The following is a 19,162-nucleotide window of genomic DNA, read 5'->3' as shown; positions in this document are numbered from 1 at the left end:
GGGTGTCTGCCGTGCTGTGTCTTCCCGGGGGACATGGTGATCGGTCGCCGCTGCGCGGTGGGCCGGCCCCCGGCCGACCTGAGGTGACCGCAGAGTGATGAGGCGAGGCTCGAACCGGTGAACGTGCTGGACATCCTGTTGCTGGTCGCCGCCGTGTGGTTCGCGATCGTGGGTTACCGCCAGGGGTTCGTCGTCGGAATCCTTTCGGTGATCGGCTTCCTGGGCGGCGGTCTCGCCGCCGTCTACGCCCTGCCCGTCATCTGGGACGCGCTGACCGACAACGCCGAGGTGAGCACGACGGCCGCCGTCGTCGCGGTGGTCGTCGTCATCGTCTGCGCCTCCGTGGGCCAGGCCCTGACCACCCATCTCGGCAACAAGCTGCGCCGCTACATCACCTGGTCCCCGGCCCGCGCCCTGGACGCGACCGGCGGCGCCCTGGTCAATGTCGTGGCGATGCTCCTGGTGGCCTGGCTGATCGGCTCGGCCCTGGCCGGTACGACGCTGCCGACCCTCGGCAAGGAGGTCCGCGGCTCCAAGGTGCTCCTCGGTGTCGCCCGGGCCCTGCCCAACCAGGCCGACACCTGGTTCGCGGACTTCTCCTCTGTCCTCGCGCAGAACGGCTTCCCGCAGGTCTTCAGCCCGTTCTCGAACGAGCCGATCAACGACGTCCGTCCCCCCGACCCTGCCCTCGCGAACAGCCCCGTGGTCACGCGCGCGAAGCGCTCCATCGTCAAGGTCATGGGGACCGCGCAGAGCTGCGGCAAGGTCCTGGAGGGCAGCGGCTTCGTCTTCGGCGACCGCCGCGTCATGACCAACGCGCACGTGGTCGGAGGCGTCGACGAGCCCACCGTCCAGATAGGCGGCGAGGGCAGGAAGTACGACGCGACGGTCGTCCTCTACGACTGGCACCGCGACATCGCCGTACTGGACGTACCCGATCTCAAGGCGCCCGCCCTGAAGTTCACGACCACGGTCGCCCGCAGCGGCGACGACGCGATCATCGCGGGCTTCCCGGAGAACGGGTCGTACGACGTCCGGGCCGCACGCGTGCGCGGCCGCCTGCCGGCCAACGGCCCGGACATCTACCACCGCGGCACCGTCCGACGGGACGTCTACTCGCTGTACACGACCGTCCGCCAGGGCAACTCCGGCGGCCCGCTGCTCACGCCCAAGGGCAATGTGTACGGCGTGGTGTTCGCGAAGTCCCTCGACGACGCCGAGACCGGATACGCCCTCACCGCGGACGAGATCCAGGAGGACATCACCAAGGGGCGTACCGCGAACCAGCAGGTGGACAGCGACAGCTGCGCCTTGTGAGCCGCGGTTGTGGGAAGGTGGGGCGGGTCAGCCCCGGGGATGGCGCAGGCGTACCGAGACCCAGCGGGCCCGGCGGCGCAGAATGCGCGGAATGCCCACCCTGAGGTCCGTGCCCGCCATCTGCGGTGCACCGCCTCGCTGGTGGGAGCTCAGGCCATTGGCCGAGCGGCGATTGCGTGCTGCGTCACTGTAGTCGTGCGTCCAGCCCATACCCCGACGTCTGCCCCCGCCCCAAGGTCGATAATCGCCCCCTGAGCCCCCAATTGGCCTATGCGCCAGGCAATTGGCTGTTCGTAGGACACATGTTCAGGTCCGGATACCGGGCGCATCGGCTCGGTCACGGATCGGGCTCCTGAGCCTTTCGGTCAATTGGCCGGTTCTGCACAGAAAGTACGCGTCTCACCGGTCCGGTTCGGGATCCTTCAGCCAGTTGACCAACTCCGCCGAGAAGGCGGCCGGATCCTCCTCGTGCGGGAAGTGCCCAAGGCCGTCGAACAGCCGCCAGCGGTACGGCGCTTCGACGTACTCGCCGGATCCGGCCGCGCTGCGGGTGCGCATCACCGGGTCGAGTGAGCCGTGCAGATGGAGGGTCGGCACCCGCAGGGGGCGCTTCATACGGCGGTTGAACTGGATGCCGTCCGGGCGGGCCATGGAGCGGACCATCCAGCGGTACGGCTCGACCGAGCAGTGCGCCGTCGACGGGATGCACATCGCGAGGCGGTACGTCTGCACCGCCTCCTCGTCCGGCGGGTTCGGCCCGGACCACTCCCGGATCAGCTCGGCGACGAGAGCGCCGTCGTCCGCGGTGAGCTGCCGCTCGGGGATCCAGGGGCGCTGGAACCCCCAGATGTAGGAGCCCGCGCGGGTCTGCTTGACGTCCGAGAGCATCGCGGAGCGCCAGCGCCGGGGATGCGGCATCGAGGCGACCGCGAGCCGCCGGACCAGCTTCGGGCGCATCACGGCCGCCGTCCACGCCAGATATCCGCCCAGGTCGTGGCCGACCAGCGCGGCGTCGGGCTCGCCCAGGGAGCGGATCACGCCGGTGATGTCGAGGGCGAGGTTCGCGGGGTCGTAGCCGCGCGGGGTGCGGTCGCTGCCGCCGACGCCGCGCAGGTCCATGGCGACGGCCCGGAAGCCCGCGGCGGACAGTGCGGTCAGCTGGTGCCGCCAGGTCCACCAGAACTGCGGGAAGCCGTGCAGCAGCAGCACCAGCGGCCCGTCGCCGGCCTCGGCGATGTGGAAGCGGGCGCCGTTGGCGGCCACGTCCCGGTGGGTCACCTTTGTCCCGTCGGGCAGGGCGTCCGGCCGTACGACCGAGGTGGGTTGCGCCGAAGGTGATTGCCCCGCAAAGGGGGAGGAGCCCGTCATGAGGACGAGCGTGCCACAGCCTCGATGGCCGCGGGTGCCCGGTCCTCGAGCGCCGGGGTGTCGGGCTGCTCCGGCCGCGGGTGCGGCTTGGCCTTCTGCAGGACGCCCGCCGTCTCCTTCATCGACGCCGCGACCTTCTGCGGGCCCTTGCCCTTCTTCGCCTTCTTCGCGAAGACCACGCCGATCAGCGCGAGGAGGACGGCGACCAGTACGTTCGCCGCGAAGGACAGCAGGAAGCAGACGGCGAGGTTCCAGCCGCTCCAGGTCCGGATGCCGTACGCCAGGGCGAAGTTGAGCATCGGCAGGGAGAACACGAGCACCAGGGCGGCCACCGTGAACGCGCCGCCGCTCGTCGCGCCGCGCTTGACGTCCTGCTTGAGCTGCGCCTTGGCCAGCGCGATCTCGTCATGCACCAGCGCCGACATCTCGGTCGTCGCGGAGGCGAACAGCTGGCCGATGCTGCGTTCGGCGCCGACCGGGCTGCCGTCGGGTGCGCTCATCGCGGTCTCCCTCACTCTCTTTTTGTACCGTCTCGTCAGATCATGCCGGACGGTCGTCATCGTCGCCTGCCCCGCCCGGCACTTCGGCAAGCGCGCGTCGTTCGGCGGCCTTCCGTTCGGCGGTGCGGCGGTGCTCGGCGGCCTTGTTCTCGTAGATCGCCGCCATCCGCAGGTGGTACGCCGGGTCGTCCTCCTCGTAGATGTCCGGGATGCCGTCGAGGTCCTCGTCGCGCTCCTCGGCCTCGCACAGCTTGCGGTACTTGGCGTTCCGTATCTTCAGCAGCACCGTCGCCAGACCTGCCGCGATGAGGGAGCCCGTCAGCACGGCGGCCTTGACCTCGTCCGTCAGTACGGCGTCCCCGTCGAAGGCGAGTTCGCCGATCAGCAGCGACACGGTGAAGCCGATACCGGCCAGCGTCGCCACCGCGAACACGTCGGCCCAGGCGAGGTCCTCGCTGAGCGAGGCACGGGTGAAACGGGCCGTCAGCCAGGTACCGCCGAAGATCCCGAGCGCCTTGCCGACGACGAGCCCGAGGACGACACCCAGCGTCTGCGGCTTGGTGAACACGTCGCCGAGCGCGCCGCCCGAGATGGCGACACCGGCGCTGAACAGGGCGAAGAGCGGGACGGCCAGACCCGCCGACAGCGGCCGTACGAGGTGCTCGATGTGCTCGCCCGGGGAGTGCTCCTCGCCCTCGTGGCGGTGGCAGCGCAACATCAGGCCCATCGCCACGCCCGCGATCGTCGCGTGGACGCCGCTGTTGTACATCAGTGCCCAGATGACGAGCGCGAGCGGGACGTACACGTACCACCCGCGCACGCCCTTCCTCAGCAGCAGCCAGAAGACGGCGAGGCCCACGACCGCGCCGCCCAGCGCGGCGAAATCGATGGTGTTCGTGAAGAAGACCGCGATGATCAGGATCGCGAAGAGGTCGTCCACGACCGCCAGGGTGAGCAGGAAGGCGCGCAGGGCGCTCGGCAGTGACGTGCCGATGACGGCGAGCACCGCCAGTGCGAACGCGATGTCGGTGGCGGTGGGCACCGCCCAGCCCTGGAGCGAGCCGCCACCGCTCAGGTTGGTGAGGGTGTAGACGAGCGCCGGTACGGCCATCCCGCACAGGGCCGCGACGACCGGCAGCGCGGCTGCCTTGGGGTCGCTGAGATCGCCGGCGACCAGCTCGCGCTTGAGCTCGATGCCGGCGACGAAGAAGAACACCGCGAGGAGCCCGTCGGCGGCCCAGTGCGCGACCGACAGATGCAGGCCGAGGGCCTCGGGGCCGAAGTGGAAGTGGCTGACGCTCTCGTAGCTGTCGTGCAGCGCGGGGATGTTCGCCCAGATCAGCGCCGTGATCGCGGCTATGAGCAGCAGCACACCGCCGACGGTCTCGGTGCGCAGCGCGTCCGCGACGAAGGTCCGCTCGGGCAGCGACAGACGTCCGAGAACCTTGCGGGGGGCGGTGGTGCGGTGCGCGGTCACGGGGAGACCTCCGGTCGGTGGGCAGGGGAGTGCTGCTTGCCGACCAGACTTCCCGGCACACCTTGAGGGTCACGCTGTTATGGTGCTTTGCTTAGTTTACCTAAAAGGGGCGCCCGGCGCGTTTTCGCGCCGGGCGCCCCTGGGAGCTGGGGAAACCTCAGTCCTCGCTGGGCGCCGCCGGGAGCTTCGCCTGGATGAGGTCCATGACCGTCGAGTCCGTCAGCGTCGTCACATCACCGAGCTGGCGGTTCTCCGCGACGTCCCGCAGCAGGCGCCGCATGATCTTGCCGGAGCGGGTCTTCGGCAGCTCCGCCACCGGCAGGATCCGCTTCGGCTTGGCGATCGGGCCGAGGGTGGCGCCGACGTGGTTGCGCAGATCGGCGACGAGGCTCTCGTCCTCGGCGTTCGCCGTGCCGCGCAGGATCACGAAGGCGACGATCGCCTGGCCCGTCGTCTCGTCCGCCGCGCCGACGACGGCCGCCTCGGCGACCGACGGGTGCGAGACGAGCGCGGACTCGACCTCGGTGGTGGAGATGTTGTGCCCGGAGACGAGCATGACGTCGTCCACGCGGCCCAGCAGCCAGATGTCGCCGTCGTCGTCCTTCTTCGCCCCGTCGCCGGCGAAGTACTTGCCCTCGAACCGCGACCAGTAGGTGTCGAGGAAGCGCTGGTCGTCGCCCCAGATGGTGCGCAGCATCGACGGCCACGGCTCGGTGAGGACCAGGTAACCGCCACCGCCGTTCGGCACCTCGTTCGCCTCGTCGTCCACGACGGTCGCGGAGATACCGGGCAGCGGTGTCTGCGCGGAGCCCGGCTTGGTCGCGGTGACACCCGGCAGCGGCGAGATCATCATCGCGCCGGTCTCGGTCTGCCACCAGGTGTCCACGATCGGCGTCCGGTCGGCACCGATGTTCTTCCGGTACCAGATCCACGCCTCGGGGTTGATCGGCTCACCCACGGACCCGAGCACCCGCAGGCTGGACAGGTCGAACTTCGCGGGGATGTCGTCGCCCCACTTCATGAACGTCCGGATCGCCGTCGGCGCCGTGTACAGGATCGTCACCCCGTACTTCTGGACGATCTCCCAGAACCGGCCCTGGTGCGGGGTGTCCGGCGTGCCCTCGTACATGACCTGGGTCGCGCCGTTGGCCAGCGGCCCGTAGACGATGTACGAGTGCCCGGTCACCCAGCCGACGTCGGCCGTGCACCAGTAGACGTCGGTCTCCGGCTTGAGGTCGAAGACGGCGTGGTGGGTGTACGAGGTCTGGGTGAGGTAGCCGCCGGTGGTGTGCAGGATGCCCTTCGGCTTACCCGTCGTACCGGACGTGTACAGGATGAACAGCGGGTGCTCGGCGTCGAACGGCTCCGGTGTGTGCTCGGCCGACTGCCGCTCGACGATCTCGTGCCACCACACGTCGCGGCCCTCGGTCCAGGCGACCTCCTGGCCGGTGCGGCGGACCACGAGCACGTGGTTCACGTTGTCCACCTTGCCGATCGCCTCGTCGACGGCCGGCTTCAGCGCGGACGGCTTGCCGCGCCGGTAGCCGCCGTCGGAGGTGATGACGACCTTGGCGTCGGCGTCCTCGATGCGGGTGGCGAGCGCGTCGGCCGAGAAACCGCCGAAGACGACGGAGTGCGCGGCGCCGATGCGGGCGCAGGCCAGCATGGCGATCGCCGTCTCCGGGATCATCGGCATGTAGACGGCGACCCGGTCGCCCGCCTGAACGCCCAGCTCCAGCAGGGCGTTGGCGGCCTTGCTCACCTCGTCCTTGAGCTCGGCGTAGGTGATCGCACGGCTGTCGCCGGGCTCGCCCTCGAAGTGGATGGCGACGCGGTCGCCGTTGCCCGCCTCGACATGCCGGTCCACGCAGTTGTACGCGACGTTGAGCTCGCCGTCCTTGAACCACTTGGCGAACGGCGGGTTCGACCAGTCCAGCGTCTCGGTCGGTTCCTTGGCCCAGGTCAGCCGCCGGGCCTGCTCGGCCCAGAAGCCGAGCCTGTCAGCCTTGGCCTGTTCGTACGCCTCTGCGGTGACGTTGGCGGCCGCGGCCAGGTCAGCCGGCGGCGCGAAGCGTCGCTCCTCCTTCAAGAGGTTGGCCAGGCTTTCGTTGCTCACGACATCTCCCTTTCCCAGGGTGTCCGTTGTGTCCCAGGCCACAGCTCATCAGACCCGGGGCGCCGATGACAAGGGCCGCCGTGAAATTGGTTTAGACCTGTGGGTGGTGTGCTGAGGCGTCCGGAGTCATCCGTACCCACGGACGTCGGCGGGGCGGAGTTCAGCATGTGTCGCGCCTCTCACGTCCCAGTGCACCCGTGTCGCCCGGAGACGGGCACGTCTTTCGTGCCCCGGGCGTGTCGGGACGACCCGGTGCCGGACACGCCACGGGTGCGCGATCCGCGCCGGGCGGAGCGGCACACCCGTGGCGACCGGCGCCGGTCAGGCGGACCGGTCTGCCGCCTCCACGTGGTCGAACACCTTGCCCCCGTCCGCCTCGGTGAGCAGATACGCCTGGGCCTCGCCCACGTGGAAGTACATCCCGTGCAGCTCCAACGCGCCGTCCCGCAGGGCCCGGGACACCGACTCGTGGGCGCGCAGGTGCTCCAACTGCTGGACCACATTGGTCAGACAGAGCTGCTCGACCGCGTCGGCCGGCGCCCGGCCCGCCAGCCGGGCCCACGGCCGGCTCTCGTCGGCCATGCGCTCCAGACTCGGCAGCCCGTGCCGCAGCCACCGCTTCAGCGGTGTAGGGGCGCCGCCGGGCTCGGCGTCGAGCAGCGCCTGCATGGCCCCGCACCCGGAATGCCCGCACACCGTGATGGACCGCACCTGCAGCACGTCCACCGCGTACTCGATCGCGGCCGCCACCGAGTCGTCACCGCTCTCCTCGCCGGGCAGCGGCACCAGGTTCCCCACGTTGCGCACCACGAACAGGTCCCCGGGACCACTGGAGGTGATCATGGACGTGACGAGCCGCGAGTCGGCGCAGGTGAGAAAGAGCTGGGACGGCCGCTGCCCCTCGCGGGCAAGCCGGGCCAGCTCACTGCGCACGAGCGGTGCGGTGTTGCGCTGGAACGCGCTGATACCGCGCGCCAGTTGGTGCCCGCTCCGGCCGCCGGGGCCAGGGGGCCCGCCCGGTCCACTCGCCCCGCCGGGCGCGCCAGGGTGATCGGCGTCCGGCGCGGACTGCGGTCGTTCGCACTGGTGGTTGCGCCACGGTGTCCAGGGACGGCAGCGGCAGCCGACGGAGGACTCGCCGTGCTCCACTGCGAGCGGCAGGGGTTCGGTGAGGGTCCGGGTGTGGGTCCGGCGGCCGGTCACCTCGGCCAAGCCGCCCTGTGCGGTGTGCGTGTTCTGCCAGTCCTGCAGTGACTCGTACGCCGCGTGGTCCATGAACGACCCGTCCAACTCCACCACGGCGTGGGCGCCTTGGGGCACGCAATGCAGGGCCCGGCTGAGCCGTGGCACCGCGAGGAACGTCAGCTGCCCTCGGACATGTACGTAATGGACTCCTTCCTTCTGTTCGTGCGTGATGCGGGTGCGGGCGAGGCGGTGCATGGCGACGGCGACGGCCACGGCGATCCCGAAGGTCACGCCCTCCAGGACGCCGAGGAACACCACGCCGAGTGTGGTGACGGCGTACACCAGCACCTCGCGGTGGCGGGTCACCGTGCGGATGTGGTGCAGGGACACCATCTGGATGCCGACGGCCATCACCAGGGCGGCGAGCGAGGCGAGCGGGATGAGCTCCAGGAGCGGGACCATCAGCAGCGCGGCGATCACTACGAGAACGCCGTGCAGCATCGTGGAGTTCCGGCTCACCGCGCCCGCGTTCACATTCGCCGAACTTCTCACGGCGACACCGGCCACCGGCAGTCCGCCGAGCGTGCCGGAGACGATGTTGGCGGCGCCCTGTCCGAGCAGTTCGCGGTTGAGGTCGGCGCGTTCGACGCGGGCGGTCAGTCCGGGTCTTGCGGCCACCAGCTTGTCCACGGCGACCGCGCCGAGCAGGGACTGCACGCTGCACACCAGCGTGGTGGTCAGCACGGCCGCGGTCAGGCCGAGCGCAGGCCCCTCGGGCAGACCGGCCAGGGCGTGGCTGCTCCAGGACGGCAGGTCGACCTTGGGCACGCGGATCCCCGAGAGCGAGGCGGCCGCGGTGCCGCCGGCCACGGCGACGAGCGCGGCCGGGATCCTGCGCAGCAGGCGTCCCGCCCGGCCGGGGATCCGCGGCCAGAGCCGCAGCAGGGTCAGGGTCAGCACACTGACGGTGACGGCGGCGGGATGCAGGTTCGCCAACTGTGCGGGCAGCGCACGGAGGTTGGCGAGGACGGAGCTCTGCGGGGTGCCGCCGAGGACGATGTGCAGCTGGGCGACGGCGATGGTGACGCCGATGCCGGCGAGCATGCCGTGCACGATGGCGGGGCTGACGGCGAGCGCGGTGCGGGCCACGCGCAGACAGCCGAGGCCCAGTTGGGCGAGGCCGGCGAGGACCGTGACGGCACAGGTCGTACGCCAGCCGTAGCGGTGGATGAGGTCGGCGGTGACCACTGTGAGTCCCGCGGCGGGACCGCTGACCTGCAGCGGGCAGCCGCCGATCCGGCCGGCGACGAGCCCGCCGACCCCGGCGGCCACCAGGCCGGCCTGGAGCGGGGCGCCGGTGGCGAGAGCGATGCCCAGCGACAGCGGGAGGGCGATCAGGAAGACCGCGATCGCGGCCGACAGGTCGGCGCCCGCGATGTGGAAGCGGCGGCGCGGGCCCGGGGGCGGGCTGTGGGGTTGGTGGTCGGACTGGGGTCGGCTCGGGTCGGTGGCGCGGGTGGGGGCGCAGGCTGACATGTTTTCCCGTCTCCTCCGGGCAGCGCGGTCGCGGATCAGGTCGTCCCCGCCGATGGGCGGGGGTCGGGACGCGGCCGTGGGTCACGGCGTGCAGCGGCGGGATGAATCAACACTCGGTAAATGGATCGTAATTCAGAGTAAAGGCCAGGCATAGACTTTACTGGCAAATGGGGTAATCGCTCACTCTAATGAGTGAAGCGGTCATTTCATCGGCTTGTCGTACTAATTCCTTCTCGGCCCCGTGCGACCTTGGCGGCGCTGTCGGGTTGCCCCGGCACACCACCAGAAAACGCCCTCAGCGGCGTTGGCCTGAGAGAAGGAAGAAGGTGAGCGGAACATGACCGCCACCCAGAGGATCGCCGTGGGCGTCGTGATCACCGCGTCCTGTGCCGCGTGGGTCGTCGGCTGCGCGATCGGCTCCAACGGTTCCAAGACAGGTGCTCTCGGTCCGCAGAAGGTCCGCCCGGTCCATGCGCAGGGGAGCGCGGTCCGCCTGATCGGCGACGGCTCCACCGCGTACACCGGGGCCCAGCCGCATCTGCCCAGACCCCAGCGTCTGCGGCCAGGCCAGAAGCCCCCGCAGTTCGTCGTCTTCTCCTGGGACGGCGCCGGCGAGGACAGCCAGAAGCTGTTCTCGCACTTCCGCAAGCTCTCCAAGGCCAACCACGCGACCATGACGTACTTCCTCAGCGGCGTGTACATGCTGCCGGAGGAGAAACGCGACCTTTACAAACCCCCGGAGCACTCGCCGGGCAGCTCGGACATCGGCTTCAACGACGAGCAGGGCATCGCCGACACCGTGAAGCAGCTGCGTCTGGCGTGGCTGGAGGGCAACGAGATCGGCACCCACTTCAACGGCCACTTCTGCGGGAAGAACGGCGGGGTCGGCGAGTGGTCGGTCGCGCAGTGGATGAGCGAGATCGCACAGGCCAAGAAGTTCGTGAAGAGCTGGAAGACCAACTCCGGCATGGAGAAGGCGGCCCCACTGCCCTTCGACTACGACAAGGAGCTCATCGGCGGGCGCACCCCCTGTCTGGAGGGTCAGAAGAACTTCGTGAAAGCCGCGAGCCGCCTGGGCTTCCGCTACGACACCAGCGGGGTCAACGACCAGGTCTGGCCGAAGAAGCGGGAAGGGCTGTGGGACCTGTCGATGCAGCTCGTGCCCTTCCCGGGGCACCCCTTCGAGCAGCTCACCATGGACTACAACTTCATGGTCAACCAGTCCGGCACGCAGACCCAGGGCGACCCCGACATGTTCGACCACTGGGGCGACCAGATGCGCGACAGCCTGCTCAAGGGCTTCCGCCGCGCCTACGAGGGCAACCGCGCGCCCCTGATCATCGGCAACCACTTCGAGTCCTGGAACGGCGGCACCTACATGCGGGCCGTCGACGAGGTCGTCGAGACGGTCTGCAACAAGCCCGACGTGCGCTGTGTGTCCTTCCACCAGCTGGCCGACTGGCTGGACGCCCAGGACCCGCAGACGCTAGCGAAACTGCGCACCCTCAAGGTAGGCCAGGCGCCCAAGCAGGGCTGGGCGGCCTTCCTGACGGGCCGCCCGGCCCCGGCACCGAAGGGCGTACCCGGCGCACCGGCCGCGGGGCAGTAGCCGTCAGGCGGAGGCGGCGACACCCTCACCGAGCACGAATGCGGGGTCGATCTGTGCGGCCAGGTCGGCCCCGGTGCGGGCATCGCCCCACGAAGCCGCGTTCCTCAGGTGGAAGTGCACCATCTGCCGCGTGTACCGCTCCCAGTCGCGCAGCTCGTATGTCGCGTCCGTGGCGACCTGGAGGGCGCGCAGGGCACGGCGGTTGGCGTCCTCCAGGAGCTCGAACGGGAGCGGCCGGCCCTTCTCCATGGCGCGCACCCAGTCCGAGTGCCCGACCGTCATCAGCAGGTCGTCCCCGACCTCGGCGCGGAGGAAGTCGAGGTCGTCCGGCCCCTGCACCTTGTTGCCGACGACCTTCAGGACGACGCCGTAGTCACGGGCGTACTCCTTGTACTGGCGATAGACGGAGACCCCCTTCCGGGTCGGCTCGGCGACGAGGAACGTGATGTCGAAGCGGGTGAACATGCCGGAGGCGAAGGAGTCCGAGCCCGCCGTCATGTCCACCACGACGTACTCGCCCTGCCCGTCCACCAGGTGGTTCAGGCACAGCTCCACCGCTCCCGTCTTGGAGTGGTAGCAGGCGACCCCCAGGTCGGCGTCGGTGAAGGGGCCGGTGACCATCAAACGGACGCCGCCGCCGTCGAGTTCCACCGACCGGGCGCAGGCCTCGTAGACCGGGTTGTCCTCGCACACGCGCAGCAGCCGTGAGCCCTCGCCGGGCGGCGTGGTCTTGATCATCGTCTCGGCGGAGGTGATGCGCGGGTTGCAGCCGCGCAGATGCTCCTTGATCAGCGGCAGCCTCTCGCCCATCGCCGGCAGTGCGGCGGCCTCCGCCTCGTCGAGGCCCAGCGCGGCGCCCAGGTGCTGGTTGATGTCGGCGTCCACGGCGAGGACGGGCGCTCCGGTGGCCGCGAGATGACGGATGAACAGGGAGGACAGGGTCGTCTTGCCGCTGCCGCCCTTCCCGACGAAAGCAATTTTCATGTTCACGAAGGGTAGTGGGGTGATAGCTGTATGTGGCAGACGGGCGTGAGGAAGACCACTCAATCGTGGGGCGCGCCCCGGGGGTGGCTAGTGTCGTACTCATGAGTACGACAGGCGCGAACGCCGATCCGCTCGCGGCCCTGGGCTCGCTGCCCGGGGTTGCCGAGTCCGTGGAATCCGTGCGCAAGGCCGTGGACCGGGTCTACGGGCACCGGGTCATGCGGCGCCGCAGCAACGAGATCACCTCCGAGGCGGCGCTGCGCGGTGCCCGCGGTTCCGCGGCGCTGTCCGGCGCCGACTGGGCCCTGGAGGAGGTGCGTCGGCGCACCGACTTCGGCGGTGACGACGACGCGCGCGTGATGGGCGCGGCCCTCAGGCTGACCGCGGAGGCGGGCCAACTGCTGTCGGTGTGGCGCCAGTCGCCCCTGAGGGTGCTCGCCCGGCTGCACCTGGTGGCCGCCGCCACCAACGGGGACGAGGTCGGACGGCCGCGGCTGGCGGGCGAGCCGGTCTACGAGCCGCTGATCGAGCTGCCGCTGCCGGGCGCCGACGAGGTGCACGGCCGGCTGGAGGGCCTCGCGGAGCTGATCATCACCGGAAGTTCCGCGCCCGCCCTGGTGACGGCCGCCGTCGTGCACGGCGAACTCCTCGCGCTGCGACCCTTCGCCTCCCACAACGGCCTGGTCGCGCGCACCGCCGAGCGCATCGTCCTGGTGGGCAGCGGCCTCGACCCGAAGTCGGTCTGTCCGGCCGAGGTGGGCCACGCCGAACTCGGCCGCGCGGCCTACCTGGCGGCGATCGAGGGGTACCTCTCCGGTACGCCGGACGGCATGGCCGCCTGGATCGCCCACTGCGGCAGGGCGGTCGAGCTGGGTGCGCGCGAGTCGACGGCCGTGTGCGAGGCGCTGCAGCGCGGGGCGGCGTAGGAAGCTCCGCGGGGTGCGGAAAAGGGTTGCGGCGGTACGAGGATTCGTACCGCCGCTGGCATGCTCACCGGGTTACCAAGCGTCCTCGATATGTCGCCCATCAGGCCGGGATCTTTGCCCGTCACCTGGTGCGGCTGGCCCGTAATCGACGGGTCGACGTCGCGTGGGTGCCCGATGTTCATGCTCGGTCCGTGGGGCCAAATGCGTTATTAAGGTGATCCTTTCGGATGTCCTTGGTCTCGCGGGCCGTTAACCCCTTTGTACTCCAGGTCCGAAGCAAGTGGAACCCCCGGCTGTACTTCTTTACTTTTAGTCTCAAATAGGGTGTAAACGGGCGCCAGGATGTCGAACGGGGACTTGCCGCCGGTGAATCGGCAGGTCAGGCGAGCGCCGCCCGCCGCCGGCTGACATACCAGACAAGACCCGCCGTGGCCGCCGCGGCGCCCATTGCCGCCGCCGCGACAAGGGCCGGACGCGGTGGTACGGAGAATGCGGGGATCCGCTGCCTGAGCCGGACCGGCCGGTGGAAATCGAGAATCGGCCACCCGCGCGCGAGTGCCTCGCGACGCAGCGCGCGGTCCGGGTTCACGGCATGCGGAATGCCGACCTCCTGCAGCATCGGCAGGTCGGTCGCCGAGTCGCTGTAGGCGTAGCAGCGGTCCAGGTCGTACCCCTCGGACCGGGCCAGTTCCTTGATCGCCTCGGCCTTCGTCGGGCCGTACGCGTAGTACTCCACCTCGCCGGTGTAGCAGCCGTCCTCGCCCACCACCATGCGCGTCGCCACCACGCGGTCGGCGCCGAGCAGCTCGCCGATCGGCTCCACCACCTCCGCGCCCGACGTCGACACGATGACGACGTCGCGGCCTGCGGTGTGGTGCTCCTCGATGAGGGAGGCGGCCTCGTCGTAGATGATCGGGTCGATCAGGTCGTGCAGGGTCTCGGCGACGATCTCCTTGACCTGCTGGACGTTCCAGCCGCGGCACATGGAGGACAGACGCTCGCGCATCCGCTCCATCTGGTCGTGGTCGGCGCCGCCCAGGAGGAAGACGAACTGGGCGTATGCGGTCCGCAAGGCGGTCCTGCGGTTGATCAGCCCGACTTGGTAGAACGACTTGCTGAACGTGAGTGTGCTCGACTTCGCAATGACCGTCTTGTCCAGGTCGAAGAAGGCCGCTGTGCGGGGCAAGGAGTGGTTTTCCACGCCCCGAGCATAGGCGCAGCCCATTCGGCGTAAGGTGGGGCGCGTGGGTTTGCCTGAGAAGGGTCTCGGGTACACCATGGAAGTCACGGATCGTTCGCGACCGTGCTAACCCGGTCCGGCTCCTCCCCCCCCGAGTCGGCCGTGGAGACGACCCCCACTCTCCCCCCCGGTGGGGGTCGTCGCATGTCCGGACGGGTTTTCCCCTCCGCTCACTTCCCTGGCGCGGCTGTACGGCCGTCATGAGGCGGCTGCGGCCGCCTCCTCGGCATGCCCATGATCCGTCACTGTGTGTATCCGCGAGGCTGCGCTGCGGAAGTCGCGCACGGGTGGGCACAGCGGTCACCGGTATGGGTGACGGCGTTATTCACAACCACCGGCTTGTCCACAGTTATCGACCATGATCCGCAGGATTTCCGGGATCGCTGCACCGTGATTCAAACGCGTCCGGCTCGCGCCGAGTTCAAGACCCGTTCCGGTTTGTCGGGCGGGTTTGGCCGGTTCGTATCGGCCGCTCATATGGAGACCGGTTGCCGGTTCTTCACACGTTTGGGAATCGCGGGGCCACAGGGGCTGCGCGAGAGATGCAGCGAAGGGGGACTCAGACCGTGGCCGGAGCCGTCACACATGAACCGCCGCCCGCCGCCTCGGGGCGGCAGGCGGGACCACTGATCGTCACGGAGGACGTCGAACTCCTCGACGACCTGCTGCGCCTGTGCGCCGCGGCAGGAGCGACACCCGAGGTCCACCACTCGGTGCCGGAGCGCCCGGGCGGCTGGGAGGCAGCACCGCTCGTCCTGGTCGGCGACGACGCCGCGCGGCGGCTGCGCGGGGCCGCCCGCAGACGAGGGGTGGTGCTGGTAGGCCGCGACCAGGACGACTCCGGGGTCTGGCGCCGGGCCGTCGAGATCGGCGCCGACCACGTGCTGGTGCTGCCGGACGGCGAACAGTGGCTGGTCGACCGCATCGCCGATGTGGCCGAGGGCGTGGGCCGGCCGGCCCTCACCGTCGGAGTCATCGGCGGCCGCGGCGGGGCCGGGGCGTCCACGCTCGCGTGCGCTCTCGCCGTCACCTCCGCACGCGAGGGGCTGCGCACCCTGCTCGTGGACGCCGATCCGCTGGGCGGCGGACTCGACGTACTGCTCGGCGGCGAGAGCGCCGAGGGACTGCGCTGGCCCGCCTTCGCCGCCTCCCGCGGCCGGGTGGGCGGCGGCGCCCTGGAGGAGTCGCTGCCCCAGCTCCACTCCCTGCGGGTGCTCAGCTGGGACCGCGGCGACCGCATCGCCGTCCCGGCCCAGGCCGTACGGGCGGTGCTGGCCGCGGCGAGGCGGCGGGGCGGCACCGTCGTCGTCGACCTGCCGCGCCGCCTCGACGACGGCGTCGCCGAGGCGCTCGCCCAGCTCGATCTCGGGCTCCTGGTCACCCCCGGCGAACTGCGCGCCGTCGCTGCGGCCGGGCGGGTGGCGTCCGCCGTCGGCATGGTCCTGCGCGATCTGCGGGTCGCGGTACGAGGGCCGTACGCGCCCGGACTGGACGACCGCGAGGTGGCCCGGCTGCTCGGACTGCCCCTGGCAGGCGAACTGCCCGTCGAATCGGGGCTGCTGCGCCCCGGGGAGGGCAGGACACCGCCGGCCGCCGACGGCCGCGGACCCCTCGCGCGCTTCTGCAAGGAGTTCTGGGAGCGGGCACTGACGGAGGCGGGGAGCGCATGAGCACGTATGCGGGAGACGAAGGGACGAGCGGCTCGGGGGCCGATCCGGCGCGAGGGACTGCCGGAGCAGTGCGGCGGCCGGGCGACAGGCGGCGGGTGCCGTCGCGGGCCGGGCTGCGCGTGTCTTCGGAGGCGGCTGGGCGGCCGGGTGAGGTGCCGGGTCCTGGCCCGGCGGGGCCATGGCGGCTGGGCGGCGAGAGGCGGCGCGTGCCGTCGTGGGCCGGGTCGCGTGTGTCTTCGGAGGCGGCTGGGCGGCTGGGTGATGTGCCGGGACGGGGTGATGTGCCGCGCCCCGGCTCGGCGGGGCCATGGCGGGCGGGCGGCAATTCGGTATCCGCGGCCGTGGCTCCTGAGATGCCCTCCGGTCTCCTGGACGGCGTACGGCAGTGGCTGGTCGAGAGCGGGGCCGAGCCGACACCCGCGCGCGTTGCGCAGGCCCTGCGGGAGCAGGGGCGGGTCCTGGGGGATGCCGAAGTCCTCGGTGCGGCCGAGCAGTTGCGGTCCGAACTCGTCGGCAGCGGGCCACTCGAACCGCTGCTCGCCGATCCGTCGGTCACCGACGTGCTGGTGTCGGCCCCGGACCGGGTCTGGGTCGACCGGGGCGGCGGACTGGAGCTGACGTCGGTCTCCTTTCCGGACGCGGCCGCCGTACGACGTCTCGCGCAGCGCCTGGCCGCGGTGGCCGGGCGGCGGCTCGACGACGCACGGCCATGGGCCGATGCCCGGCTGCCCGACGGGACGCGGCTGCATGCGGTGCTGCCGCCGGTGGCCGTCGGCTGCACCTGTCTGTCGCTGCGCGTCGTACGGCCCCGGGCGTTCACGCTCGACGAGCTGGTCGCGGCGGGCACGGTGCCGCCGGGCGGTGACCGCGTGCTGCGGGCACTGCTGGAGGCACGGCTGTCCTTCCTCGTCAGCGGCGGGACGGGCAGCGGCAAGACGACCCTGCTGAGCGCGCTGCTGGGGCTGGTCGGGCGTGGTGAGCGGATCGTGCTCGCCGAGGACTCCGCGGAGCTGCGGCCGGACCATCCGCACGTCGTACGGCTGGAGACCAGACCCGCCAACCAGGAGGGCGCGGGCCTCGTCACGCTCCAGGACCTGGTGCGGCAGGCGCTGCGGATGCGGCCGGACCGGCTGGTGGTGGGCGAGGTGCGCGGGCCCGAAGTGGTGCATCTGCTGGCCGCGTTGAACACCGGCCATGAGGGCGGCTGCGGCACCGTCCACGCGAATGCCGCTGCCGGCGTACCGGCTCGGCTCGAGGCACTCGGTACGGCGGCCGGGCTCGACCGGGCCGCGCTGCACAGCCAGTTGGCGGCGGCGCTGTCGGTGGTCCTGCATCTGGTGCGGGACCGGACCGGGCGGCGGCGGATCGCCGAGGTGCACGTCCTGGAGCGGGATCCGTCGGGGCTCGTGCGGACGGTGCCGGCGCTGCGGTGGGGCGAGAAGGCGTTCGTGCACGAGGGGGGCTGGGAGCGGCTGCGGGAGCTGCTCCAAGGCGAGTCTGGCGAGTTCGGCGAGTTCTTCGAAGGGGGACGTCATGGGTGAGACGGCGATGGGGGCGGCCGTGCTGTGCGTCGGCGCGGCGGCCCTGCTGACGGGCGGGTGGCACTCCGGGGCGCGGCGGGCGCAGCTGTTGCTCGCGGGCGGCGGGGTGGTGAGCACCGGGCCGCCGTCCTGGCGGGAGGTCGTCGGAGGGCTGCGGCGGATCCGAGGGCGGCTGCGGCCCGAGTGGTGGGCGCTCGCCGTCGGGGTGGTGCTGGCGGTGCTGGGTGCCTCGGTGCTGCCGGTCGTCGCGGGGGCGGCCGGGGTGCCGTTGCTGCGACGCATGCGGCTGGCCGGGGAGGCCCGGCGGGCCCGGGAGCGCCGTGGGGACGCGGTGATCGCGCTGTGCGGGGCTCTTGCCGGGGAGGTGCGGGCCGGGCGGCAGCCGGGAGATGCGCTGCCGCGTGCCGCGCGGGACTCCGGCGGGCTCGGGGACTCGCAGGCGGCGGTGCTGGCGGCGGCGCGGTTCGGCGGCGACGTCCCGGACGCGCTCACGGCGGCGGCACGGCAACCGGGCGCGGAGGGGCTGCTGGGCCTCGCCGCGTGCTGGCGGGTGGCCGTGGACCAGGGCGCCGGCCTCGCCGCCGGACTCGACCGGCTCGAAGGGGCATTGCGCGCCGAGCGGGACCAACGCGCCGATCTGCGAGCCCAGTTGGCAGGGGCGAAGTCCACGGCGGTGATGCTCGCGGGGCTGCCCGCTCTCGGCCTCGCCCTGGGGAGCGCCCTCGGGGCCGACCCCCTGCACGTACTGCTGCACACCGGGGCCGGGCTGGGCTGCCTGCTGGTCGGCGGTCTGCTGGAGGGCCTCGGGATGTGGTGGGCGATGGGGATCGTGCGACGGGCGGAGGCGGCGTGAGCGCGGAAGTCGTCCACAGGCTGGGGGCGGCCGTGGGGATGTTGCTCGTCCTCGGATGGCTGTTGCGCCGGCTGGAGACCGTACGGCGTGAGCGGAGAGTGCGCAGGCGGCTGGCCGGGCTGGTGGCCGACGGCGAGGCGATGCAGAGCCGGCCGCGCTTCGAGGCACGGGAGGTGGCTCGGCGGTGGCTGCCCGCGGTGGGCGTGGTGTGCGCCGGGTGGGTCGTGGTCGGCGGTCCCGCCGGAGTCGTGGTGGGGCTGGCCGTAGCGGGCGGGCTGTGGCGGTGGCGTGGCCGGCAGGATGCCGGGAGGGACGCGGAGGAGGCGTACGACCCGGCGTTGGCTGCCCGTCAACTCCCGCTCTCGGCCGATCTGGTGGCCGCGTGCATCGCCGCCGGTGCCGGGCCCGTGGTCGCGGCGCAGGCCGTGGGCGAGGCCCTGGTCGGCCCCGTCGGCGACGCGTTGGCGCGGGGGGCGGCCGAGGTGCGGCTCGGCGGCGAACCGGCCGAGGCCTGGCGGCGGCTGGCCGCGCTGCCGGGCGCCGAAGCACTCGCCCGGCTGCTGGAACGGGCCGACGTGTCCGGACTCCCCGCCGCCACACCGGTCGCACGGCTCGCGGCGGACGTCCGCGCCGACCGGTCCCGTGCCGCGACGGCGCGCGCCCGGCGGGCGGCCGTCATGGTCACCGCACCGGTGGGCCTGTGCTTTCTGCCCGCCTTCATCACGGTCGGCGTACTGCCCGTGGTGATCGGGCTCGCGGGTGGGGTGCTGGGAGGGGGTGGTGGATGACGCGACGGGGCTGACGGCGCACGCGCCGGCATCGGGCAGTGAATGGTCAACG

The 19,162-nt window shown here is 71.4% G+C and carries 15 protein-coding genes; 7 read left to right on the top strand and 8 right to left on the bottom strand.

Annotated features, from left to right (window positions below; all coding sequences use genetic code 11):
• Nucleotides 1–117 precede the first annotated feature (117 nt).
• Complete coding sequence (locus ACFY1U_RS14955) at nucleotides 118–1,317, top strand: MarP family serine protease (RefSeq protein ID WP_390694565.1); 1,200 nt, start codon at nucleotides 118–120, stop codon at nucleotides 1,315–1,317.
• A 27-nt stretch (nucleotides 1,318–1,344) separates the two neighbouring features.
• Here ACFY1U_RS14955 and ACFY1U_RS14950 read toward each other — a convergent pair whose 3' ends face one another.
• The 6 genes from ACFY1U_RS14950 to ACFY1U_RS14925 form a co-directional block, all read right to left on the bottom strand.
• Nucleotides 1,345–1,527, bottom strand: a complete 183-nt coding sequence (locus ACFY1U_RS14950; protein WP_390694564.1) for a hypothetical protein — start codon at nucleotides 1,525–1,527, stop codon at nucleotides 1,345–1,347.
• 189 nt (nucleotides 1,528–1,716) lie between these two features.
• Entirely contained in the window at nucleotides 1,717–2,685 is a 969-nt protein-coding gene (locus ACFY1U_RS14945; protein WP_390694563.1) for an alpha/beta fold hydrolase, read from the bottom strand.
• Nucleotides 2,682–3,185 (bottom strand): phage holin family protein, encoded by a 504-nt coding sequence (locus tag ACFY1U_RS14940; RefSeq protein ID WP_390694562.1) that lies wholly within the window; start codon nucleotides 3,183–3,185, stop codon nucleotides 2,682–2,684. Before ACFY1U_RS14940 ends, ACFY1U_RS14945 begins: the two co-directional genes overlap by 4 nt.
• A gap of 40 nt (nucleotides 3,186–3,225) precedes the next feature.
• Nucleotides 3,226–4,662 (bottom strand): Na+/H+ antiporter NhaA, encoded by a 1,437-nt coding sequence (nhaA, locus tag ACFY1U_RS14935; RefSeq protein WP_390694561.1) that lies wholly within the window; start codon nucleotides 4,660–4,662, stop codon nucleotides 3,226–3,228.
• Between the two features lie 157 nt (nucleotides 4,663–4,819).
• Nucleotides 4,820–6,820: an acetate--CoA ligase gene (gene acs, locus ACFY1U_RS14930; RefSeq protein WP_390694560.1), complete on the bottom strand. Its 2,001-nt coding sequence runs from the start codon at nucleotides 6,818–6,820 to the stop codon at nucleotides 4,820–4,822.
• Between the two features lie 279 nt (nucleotides 6,821–7,099).
• Complete coding sequence (locus ACFY1U_RS14925) at nucleotides 7,100–9,499, bottom strand: SulP family inorganic anion transporter (protein WP_390694559.1); 2,400 nt, start codon at nucleotides 9,497–9,499, stop codon at nucleotides 7,100–7,102.
• A 337-nt stretch (nucleotides 9,500–9,836) separates the two neighbouring features.
• On the opposite strand from ACFY1U_RS14925, the gene ACFY1U_RS14920 reads away from it, so the two are divergent.
• Nucleotides 9,837–11,108 carry a hypothetical protein gene (locus tag ACFY1U_RS14920; protein ID WP_390694558.1) on the top strand — a complete coding sequence of 424 codons (1,272 nt, stop codon included), beginning with the start codon at nucleotides 9,837–9,839 and terminating at the stop codon, nucleotides 11,106–11,108.
• Nucleotides 11,109–11,111: 3 nt separating this feature from the next.
• On the opposite strand, the gene ACFY1U_RS14915 is transcribed toward ACFY1U_RS14920, so the two are convergent.
• Nucleotides 11,112–12,092 carry an ATP-binding protein gene (locus tag ACFY1U_RS14915; protein WP_390694557.1) on the bottom strand — a complete coding sequence of 327 codons (981 nt, stop codon included), beginning with the start codon at nucleotides 12,090–12,092 and terminating at the stop codon, nucleotides 11,112–11,114.
• 101 nt (nucleotides 12,093–12,193) lie between these two features.
• Here ACFY1U_RS14915 and ACFY1U_RS14910 point away from each other — a divergent pair, with 101 nt between their 5' ends.
• The gene (locus tag ACFY1U_RS14910) at nucleotides 12,194–13,018 is read left to right on the top strand and encodes an oxidoreductase (protein WP_390694556.1); all 825 of its coding nucleotides are present in this window, start codon (nucleotides 12,194–12,196) and stop codon (nucleotides 13,016–13,018) included.
• Nucleotides 13,019–13,397: 379 nt separating this feature from the next.
• On the opposite strand, the gene ACFY1U_RS14905 is transcribed toward ACFY1U_RS14910, so the two are convergent.
• Entirely contained in the window at nucleotides 13,398–14,243 is an 846-nt protein-coding gene (locus tag ACFY1U_RS14905; protein WP_390694555.1) for an HAD family hydrolase, read from the bottom strand.
• A gap of 581 nt (nucleotides 14,244–14,824) precedes the next feature.
• Here ACFY1U_RS14905 and ssd point away from each other — a divergent pair.
• The 4 genes from ssd (at nucleotide 14,825) to ACFY1U_RS14885 (ending at nucleotide 19,110) form a co-directional block, all read left to right on the top strand.
• A complete protein-coding gene (gene ssd, locus ACFY1U_RS14900) occupies nucleotides 14,825–15,928 on the top strand; it encodes a septum site-determining protein Ssd (protein WP_390694554.1) in 1,104 nt (367 codons plus the stop codon).
• Nucleotides 15,929–16,281: 353 nt separating this feature from the next.
• Nucleotides 16,282–17,469: a TadA family conjugal transfer-associated ATPase gene (locus ACFY1U_RS14895; protein ID WP_390694553.1), complete on the top strand. Its 1,188-nt coding sequence runs from the start codon at nucleotides 16,282–16,284 to the stop codon at nucleotides 17,467–17,469.
• Entirely contained in the window at nucleotides 17,462–18,322 is an 861-nt protein-coding gene (locus tag ACFY1U_RS14890) for a type II secretion system F family protein (RefSeq protein WP_390694552.1), read from the top strand. The genes ACFY1U_RS14895 and ACFY1U_RS14890 overlap by 8 nt, the downstream gene beginning before the upstream one ends.
• Nucleotides 18,319–19,110 carry a type II secretion system F family protein gene (locus tag ACFY1U_RS14885; RefSeq protein ID WP_390694551.1) on the top strand — a complete coding sequence of 264 codons (792 nt, stop codon included), beginning with the start codon at nucleotides 18,319–18,321 and terminating at the stop codon, nucleotides 19,108–19,110. The genes ACFY1U_RS14890 and ACFY1U_RS14885 overlap by 4 nt, the downstream gene beginning before the upstream one ends.
• The last annotated feature ends 52 nt before the right edge of the window (nucleotides 19,111–19,162 follow it).

Origin of the sequence: Streptomyces sp. NPDC001351 (assembly GCF_042896045.1) — a bacterium.
GTDB lineage: Bacteria > Actinomycetota > Actinomycetes > Streptomycetales > Streptomycetaceae > Streptomyces.
The sequence above is the reverse complement of the archived record's forward strand: the minus strand, read 5'-3'. Positions and strand labels throughout refer to the sequence as shown.

What these genes read in the sequence shown, in the direction of transcription:
- ACFY1U_RS14905 (WP_390694555.1), bottom strand. Translation starts at nt 14,243, where the DNA reads ATGGGCTGCGCCTATGCTCGGGGCGTGGAAAACCACTCCTTGCCCCGC.
- ACFY1U_RS14920 (WP_390694558.1), top strand. Translation starts at nt 9,837, where the DNA reads ATGACCGCCACCCAGAGGATCGCCGTGGGCGTCGTGATCACCGCGTCC.
- ACFY1U_RS14950 (WP_390694564.1), bottom strand. Translation starts at nt 1,527, where the DNA reads ATGGGCTGGACGCACGACTACAGTGACGCAGCACGCAATCGCCGCTCG.
- ACFY1U_RS14910 (WP_390694556.1), top strand. Translation starts at nt 12,194, where the DNA reads ATGAGTACGACAGGCGCGAACGCCGATCCGCTCGCGGCCCTGGGCTCG.
- ACFY1U_RS14890 (WP_390694552.1), top strand. Translation starts at nt 17,462, where the DNA reads ATGGGTGAGACGGCGATGGGGGCGGCCGTGCTGTGCGTCGGCGCGGCG.
- ACFY1U_RS14925 (WP_390694559.1), bottom strand. Translation starts at nt 9,499, where the DNA reads ATGTCAGCCTGCGCCCCCACCCGCGCCACCGACCCGAGCCGACCCCAG.
- ACFY1U_RS14895 (WP_390694553.1), top strand. Translation starts at nt 16,282, where the DNA reads ATGCCCTCCGGTCTCCTGGACGGCGTACGGCAGTGGCTGGTCGAGAGC.
- ACFY1U_RS14940 (WP_390694562.1), bottom strand. Translation starts at nt 3,185, where the DNA reads ATGAGCGCACCCGACGGCAGCCCGGTCGGCGCCGAACGCAGCATCGGC.
- ACFY1U_RS14945 (WP_390694563.1), bottom strand. Translation starts at nt 2,685, where the DNA reads ATGACGGGCTCCTCCCCCTTTGCGGGGCAATCACCTTCGGCGCAACCC.
- ACFY1U_RS14915 (WP_390694557.1), bottom strand. Translation starts at nt 12,092, where the DNA reads ATGAAAATTGCTTTCGTCGGGAAGGGCGGCAGCGGCAAGACGACCCTG.